A 6,721-nucleotide genomic window follows, 5' to 3' on the forward strand; every position below is an offset into this window, starting at 1 on the left:
ATAATGCTTAATAAATTAAATGAATTAAATAATTTAGAAATCTTATCTTGTTCTAGTAAAGAGTTTGAAAGATATGGTAAGGTGATAACTGGATATGATTTTAATGAGTTAGTGCAATATGCCGAAAAGAATACTCTTATTCCTTCAAGTGGTAACATATATGTTGGTTCTGTAAAAGAAATGGAGGGGTTCGCCCCTCTATTTTCATCTTTAGAGAACAATTTCTATGGTGGAATGGAAACTCAAATCGGATATTGTAATGGAAATAACTCTTTTTTAAATGGATTAGAATACCATAAATCAAGTGAGATAAATGTAGCGGTAACAGATTTAGTGTTACTACTATCAAAAACAACAGAGATTAAAAATAGTGAATTAGATAGTTCTACAGTAAAAGCTTTCTTCTTGCCTAGGGGTATGGCAATCGAACTTTACTCGACAACTATGCATTTTGCTCCTTGTAAAGTAACAAATGATGGATTTAAATGTATTGTTATTTTACCGAAAGAAACTAATACAGATATATCTTTAGAGGATAAAGATGTGTTAACAGAGGAAGATAAGTTTTTATTTAAAAGAAACAAATGGCTACTTGTTCATGGGGATAAACAAGATTTAATAGCTAAGGGTGCTTTTCATGGAATTTCGGGGGAAAATCTAGAAATAAAGTTTTAATAGATGAGTTGAAAAATAAAAAAATAAAATAGATTTGAAGGAGGAATTATATGGGTCTAACGATAATATCTTTTTTATTCTTTACGGTTTTAGTTGCAATAATTTCTTGGTGGAAAACAAAAAGTGAGAAATTGGATACTGCTGATGGATATTTCCTTGCTGGAAGAGGTCTTTCAGGAATGGTTATAGCGGGATCTATGCTTTTAACAAATATATCAGCTGAACAAATGGTAGGTTTAAGTGGGCAAGCATATTCAAGAGGAATAAGTGGTATGGCTTGGGAAACAACAGCAGCTATAGCAACAATAGCCTTAGCAATGTTCTTTTTACCAAATTACTTAAAAAGAGGATTTACAACAATGCCTCAATTTTTAGAAGAAAGATATGATTCAGGAACAAGAAAACTTGTATCAATCTTATTGTTAGTAGGTTATGTTCTAATTTCAACACCAGCTGCACTTTATGCAGGAGCAGTTGCTTTTAACCAAGTGTTTAATCTGACAGATTTACTTGGAGTAACATACGTTCAATCTATATGGATTTTGGTTTGGATTATTGGAATAATTGGAAGTATTTATGCAATATTTGGTGGGTTAAAAGCTGTTGCAGTTTCTGATACGATAAATGGAATAGGTCTTATAGTTGGTGGGCTAGCAGTTCCTTTCTTTGGGTTGCTTTATCTAGGAAAAGGTGAAGTAATGGTTGGTTTAAATGAAGTAATAACTACACATACAGACAAATTAAATGCTGTAGGAACAGCTACAGATCCAGTACCTTTTGGAACTTTATTTACAGGAATGATTTTTGCGAATTTATTCTATTGGTGTACAAATCAAGTTTTAATTCAAAGGACTTTAGGAGCAGCAAATTTAAAAGAGGGTCAAAAAGGAGTCTTGATGTCAGGATTCATGAAAGTTTTAATTCCTTTAATTGTTAGTTTCCCAGGAGTTATAGCTTTCCACATATTTAAAGGTCAATTAGAAGTAGGGGATGCAGCATATCCAGCATTAGTTTCTCTTGTTTTACCTAAGTATTTAACTGGATTCTATTGTGCAGTTATATTTGGAGCAGTTTTAAGTACATATAATTCTTTATTAAACAGTGCTGCAACATTATTCTGTTTTGATATTTATAAACCAGTTATGAATCCAAATGTAAGTGATGAAGAATTAATAAAAGTAGCTAAAATAGTAGCAACATTCTTAGCGATATTTAGTATGTTTGTAGCTCCTTTAACTATGTATGCTGAAGGTGGATTGTTTGAAGTGATGAGAAGATTTACAGGATTCTTCAATATTCCAACAATAGCAATTGTTTTAGTAGGATTCTTCTCTAAAAAAGTTACAGCATTCTCAGCAAAAGTAGCAGTAGTTTCACATATAGTTTTATACACTTTATTAATATTTGTATTAAAAGTAAAAGTAAATTATATACACATAATGGGAATTTTATTCTTAGTAAATACTTTAACAATGTTATTAATTTCAGCTGTAAAGCCTGGAAAAATTTACAAAGCAAAAAGAATAAAGCCAGTAGTAGATATGAAACCGTGGAAAAGATTCCCAGAAGTAGCAACATTACTTTTAGGATTAATGGTATTCACTTACATATTGTTGTCACCATTAGGAATAGTTTCAGTTCAAAAAGAAGTTGGAGATATAGTAGGTCCTAACTTCAAATATGGAATATTACTTTTGTTAGTTGGAATGGGAATTGTTTACTCTATGTTCAAAAAAGCAATCACATTAATACATGAAAAAGCTGAATTTGAAAGAGAGGAAATTGAAGCTGAAGAAGCTGCAGAGTTAGCAGAATTAAAAGTTAGTTTCGAGTAAATAATATTAAATTGCGGAGGAAATAAATGTTACTAAATATTAATAATAATGAATTTGAAATTTTAATAAACGGAGTTCAAGTTATAAAGCATACAGCTAAGAATCCGTTTATCTTCATAGGTAAAGGAGAAGCTAACTATGACATGTATAGAGGTAACTTTAAAATTAAGGATTATTTAGAAGAAAGAGTTGCTTTAAAAAAATTCGAAATTGTAAAAAATGAAGAAAATAATGTAGAGATAAATTTGTTTGATCAAGATGAATTAAAGTTAACATTAGTTGGAAAAGAAGAAGAGGGTAGATTAAAAATTTATTTCAACTCAAAAAAAGAAGAAAATAATAGAATCTGGATTAGAGTTGTTGCTGAAGAGGATGAAAAAATTTATGGTTGTGGAGAACAACTTAGTTATTTCAATTTAAGAGATAAAAACTTTCCACTATGGACTTCAGAACCTGGTGTAGGAAGAAATAAAAATACTTATACAACTTGGCAAGCAGATGTTAAAGACATGGCTGGTGGGGATTATTATAATACAAACTATCCTCAACCTACATTTGTTTCTACTAGAAAATATTACTGTCACTTAGAGAGTACGGCATATTTAGATTTTGATTTTAGAAATAAAAAATTCCACGAGTTACAATGTTGGGATATACCAAAATTTATAATGTTTGAAACAGGTAAAACATTCTTAGATATTCAAGAAAAATTAACTAGATACTTTGGAAGACAGCCGAAATTACCTGAGTGGATTTACAATGGAGTAATGCTTGGACTACAAGGAGGAACTGAAAAAGTTTTAGATAAGTTAAATAAAGCTTTGGATTCTGGAATAAAAGTATCAAGTGTTTGGTGTCAAGACTGGCAGGGAAAAAGAATCACATCATTTGGAAAAAGATTAAATTGGAACTGGAAATGGTCTCCTGAAGAGTATCCAAATTTAGATGTAGAGATAAAAAAGTTAAAAGAAAGAGGAATTAAATTCTTAGGATATATAAATCCATACGTAATAGAAGGATATGATTTATATGAAGAAGCAAAAGCTCATGGATATTTAGCTACTAAAATAGATGGTAGTGATTATACTGTTGATTTTGGTGAATTCTATTGTGGAGTAGTTGATTTTACAAATCCGGCAGCTTGTGAATGGTATAAAGGTGTTATAAAAACTAATTTAATTGATTTTGGATTAGATGGATGGATGGCAGACTTTGGAGAGTATTTACCAACAGATTGTCAATTAAGTAATGGAATGAGTGCTGAAGTTATGCACAATGCATGGCCAGCTATGTGGGCTAAAATAAACTACGAGGCTGTAAAAGAAGCTGGAAAATTAGAAGAGATTGTTTACTTTATGAGAGCTGGATTTACAGGAACTCAAAAATATTGTACTTTAATTTGGGCTGGAGATCAAAGTGTGGACTTCTCATTAGATGATGGATTGGCTTCAGTTATACCTGCAGCATTATCAGTAGGTATGAGTGGAAATGGTTTGTCGCATAGTGATATTGGTGGATATACATCTTTACATGGAAATAAAAGAAATAGAGAGTTATTATTAAGATGGACAGAGATGGCAGCGTTTACACCTGTTATGAGAACACATGAAGGAAATAGACCAGATGATAACTACCAACATGATGGAGACATTGGAACGATGAAGTTCTTTGCTAGAATGACAGATGTTTATACATCACTTAAACCATATATGCAAACACTTGTTGAGCAGAATGCAAACTTTGGAATTCCAGTACAAAGACCAATGTTCTTCCATTATGAAAAAGATTTAAGAACTTATGATATTAAATATCAATATCTTCTAGGAGAGGATTTATTGGTAGCTCCTGTGCACCAAGAGTATATGGATAAGTGGAGTGTTTATTTACCAGAAGATAATTGGGTACATTTATGGACAGGAGAAGAATACAAAGGAGGAGATATTGAAGTATTGTCAAAATTAGGGTATCCACCTGTATTCTACAGAAAAAATAGTAAATGGAGCTCATTATTCAAAGAGATTGGAGCTAAATAAAAAAGAATAGATTTTGGAGGAATAAAAATGCTAAAGGATGTTATGTTCTTGGTAGTGGTTTTCCTTACAAATATAATCCAGGGGATAACAGGCTTTGCAGGAACAGTTCTTGCAATGCCCCCTGGTATTTTTTTACAAGGAATTGATACTGCAAAAATGGTTTTAAATATGTTAGGCATACTTTCATCAATTTGGATTGTTGCAATATCCTATAAAGATATAAATTGGAGTGAAGTAAAAAAAATATTGATATTTATGATAGTTGGAGTAATTGTTGGAACAAAATTATTTAAGATGTTACCATTAGGATTTCTATTAAGAGGCTATGCTATTTTTATAATTTTAATGGCATTGAAAGGTATATTTGTAAAAAGAGAGATAAAAACACCAGAGTGGTTTTTGATTGGAGTTATATTTTTAGCTGGAATTATTCATGGAATGTTTGTATCAGGTGGGCCATTGATAATGGTGTATGTAGCTAAAAAGCTAAAAACTAAAAGTAGTTTTAGAGCAACTTTAGCTATTGTATGGATAGTTTTAAATAGTTATTTAGCATTGTCACATTTTAATCACGGGTTGTTTACTGAAGTAAATATAAAGCTTTTTGGCTTAAGCATTTTTCCTTTTGCTCTAGGAATGATAGGTGGAAATATTCTTCACTATAAGATGTCACAAGCTAGTTTTTTAAAGCTATCATATGTTTTGTTATCAATATCGGGTATGGCTCTTCTTGTTAAATAATTGACATTTTTAAGATACAAGAGTATCATAATAAAAAAGACTTATTTAAAGGAGAGAACTTATGGTTAAAGGTATGAATATGGAAAAGTTAAAAAATAACAACAAAATAGCAATTCTCTCTTACTTAAAAACAACTGGAAAAAGCTCTAGAAAAAAAATAGCAGAAGAATTGAAACTTACAACTGCAACTCTAACAATTTTAACGAATGAGCTTATAGAAGAAAATTTAGTTGTTGAATTGGGAGCTTTAACAGAAGGTAAAGTAGGAAGAAAACAGATATTGATAGATATAAATAAAAATGCAAGATTTAGCATAGGAATAGAGATTTCAAAAAATAATATATATTATAATCTTATTAATTTAAAAGCTGATATAATTGAATCGAAAAGTTGGGAATATAGTCAAAAATTAGAAATAGAAAAATTGGACGAAGTTATAGAATATATTTCTAAAAATCTAAAAAATAAAAACAATTTAATATTAGGGGTTGGTTTATCTATCTATGGTGGCTTAACTGAAGAAGATAAGTGGAAAAGAGAGATTGAAGATATAAAAGTAATAATTCAGGAAAAGATAAAATTTAAAACTATTATTCAAAATAATATAAGAGCTTTAGCTTTAGCAGAGCAATATTTAAATGGAACTGAAAAAGATTTTTGGTTAGTTAAATACGGACCAGGTGTTGGAGCTGCAATTATAATGAATGGTAGATTAGTTGAAGGAAACAAAAGGATGGCAGGTGATATTGGGCATATATCTTTTGAAAAAACAGGTGATATTTGTAAAGTTTGTGGGCAAAGAGGCTGTCTAGAATCAAAAGTTAATTTTGAGAAATTATTATCAAAATTTGATTCTAAAATTTTACTTCAAAATCCAATTTCACTTAATGAAAAAGAATTTGAATATATTTTAAGACTATCTAAACTGGACAACAATATTAATATAAGTTTAGCGATTGAAAAAATAGCTAAAGCTATAAGTATTGGATCGAGTATTTTAGATTCAAATAAAATAATTTTAGCAGGAGATATCTTAAAAGATAAAGATATTTTAGATATATTAAAAAAAGATATTTTAAATAATAATCCTATTTTGAAAAAAGAAAATATAATTTTTATGGAAGATTATATTAATAAAAGAAAAAAGGCTTCAGGAATACTTATTTTAAATTCTTTCTATAATCATTAAAAATCCGAAGTGTTAATCAACGCTTCGGATTTTTTATTATATAAGGAAACTATAGAAAAAATTTTGGTAAAAAATATTAAAATATTTGAGATAGAACAAAAAATAGTATAATAATGTGAAAACTCAAAGTTGTGAATACCACAGTGCGACACGTTTCGTAATTAAAAGTTACGACATGTTAAAAGTAGCTTAGGAATAAGTGAATTAACAGAGAACTGTATTTTCGAGAAGTAGAATGAAGGAGTAAC

Annotated in this window: 5 protein-coding genes; all 5 read left to right on the plus strand. The window is 29.7% G+C overall.

Annotated elements, in window-relative coordinates:
- The first annotated feature begins 3 nt into the window (after nucleotides 1–3).
- Nucleotides 4–675: a DUF4867 family protein gene (locus ACRCZX_RS00770; RefSeq protein ID WP_438581045.1), complete on the plus strand. Its 672-nt coding sequence runs from the start codon at nucleotides 4–6 to the stop codon at nucleotides 673–675.
- Between the two features lie 50 nt (nucleotides 676–725).
- Nucleotides 726–2,510 (plus strand): solute:sodium symporter family transporter, encoded by a 1,785-nt coding sequence (locus ACRCZX_RS00775; protein WP_438581046.1) that lies wholly within the window; start codon nucleotides 726–728, stop codon nucleotides 2,508–2,510.
- A 26-nt stretch (nucleotides 2,511–2,536) separates the two neighbouring features.
- Complete coding sequence (locus ACRCZX_RS00780; protein WP_438581047.1) at nucleotides 2,537–4,543, plus strand: alpha-glucosidase; 2,007 nt, start codon at nucleotides 2,537–2,539, stop codon at nucleotides 4,541–4,543.
- A 27-nt stretch (nucleotides 4,544–4,570) separates the two neighbouring features.
- Entirely contained in the window at nucleotides 4,571–5,284 is a 714-nt protein-coding gene (locus ACRCZX_RS00785; protein WP_438581048.1) for a sulfite exporter TauE/SafE family protein, read from the plus strand.
- A 61-nt stretch (nucleotides 5,285–5,345) separates the two neighbouring features.
- Complete coding sequence (locus tag ACRCZX_RS00790; protein WP_438581049.1) at nucleotides 5,346–6,473, plus strand: ROK family protein; 1,128 nt, start codon at nucleotides 5,346–5,348, stop codon at nucleotides 6,471–6,473.
- Nucleotides 6,474–6,721: the final 248 nt, after the last annotated feature.

Source organism: Cetobacterium sp., from assembly GCF_051658645.1.
Lineage (GTDB): Bacteria > Fusobacteriota > Fusobacteriia > Fusobacteriales > Fusobacteriaceae > Cetobacterium_A.

What these genes read in the sequence shown, in the direction of transcription:
- ACRCZX_RS00780 (WP_438581047.1), top strand. Translation starts at nt 2,537, where the DNA reads ATGTTACTAAATATTAATAATAATGAATTTGAAATTTTAATAAACGGA.
- ACRCZX_RS00790 (WP_438581049.1), top strand. Translation starts at nt 5,346, where the DNA reads ATGGTTAAAGGTATGAATATGGAAAAGTTAAAAAATAACAACAAAATA.
- ACRCZX_RS00770 (WP_438581045.1), top strand. Translation starts at nt 4, where the DNA reads ATGCTTAATAAATTAAATGAATTAAATAATTTAGAAATCTTATCTTGT.
- ACRCZX_RS00785 (WP_438581048.1), top strand. Translation starts at nt 4,571, where the DNA reads ATGCTAAAGGATGTTATGTTCTTGGTAGTGGTTTTCCTTACAAATATA.
- ACRCZX_RS00775 (WP_438581046.1), top strand. Translation starts at nt 726, where the DNA reads ATGGGTCTAACGATAATATCTTTTTTATTCTTTACGGTTTTAGTTGCA.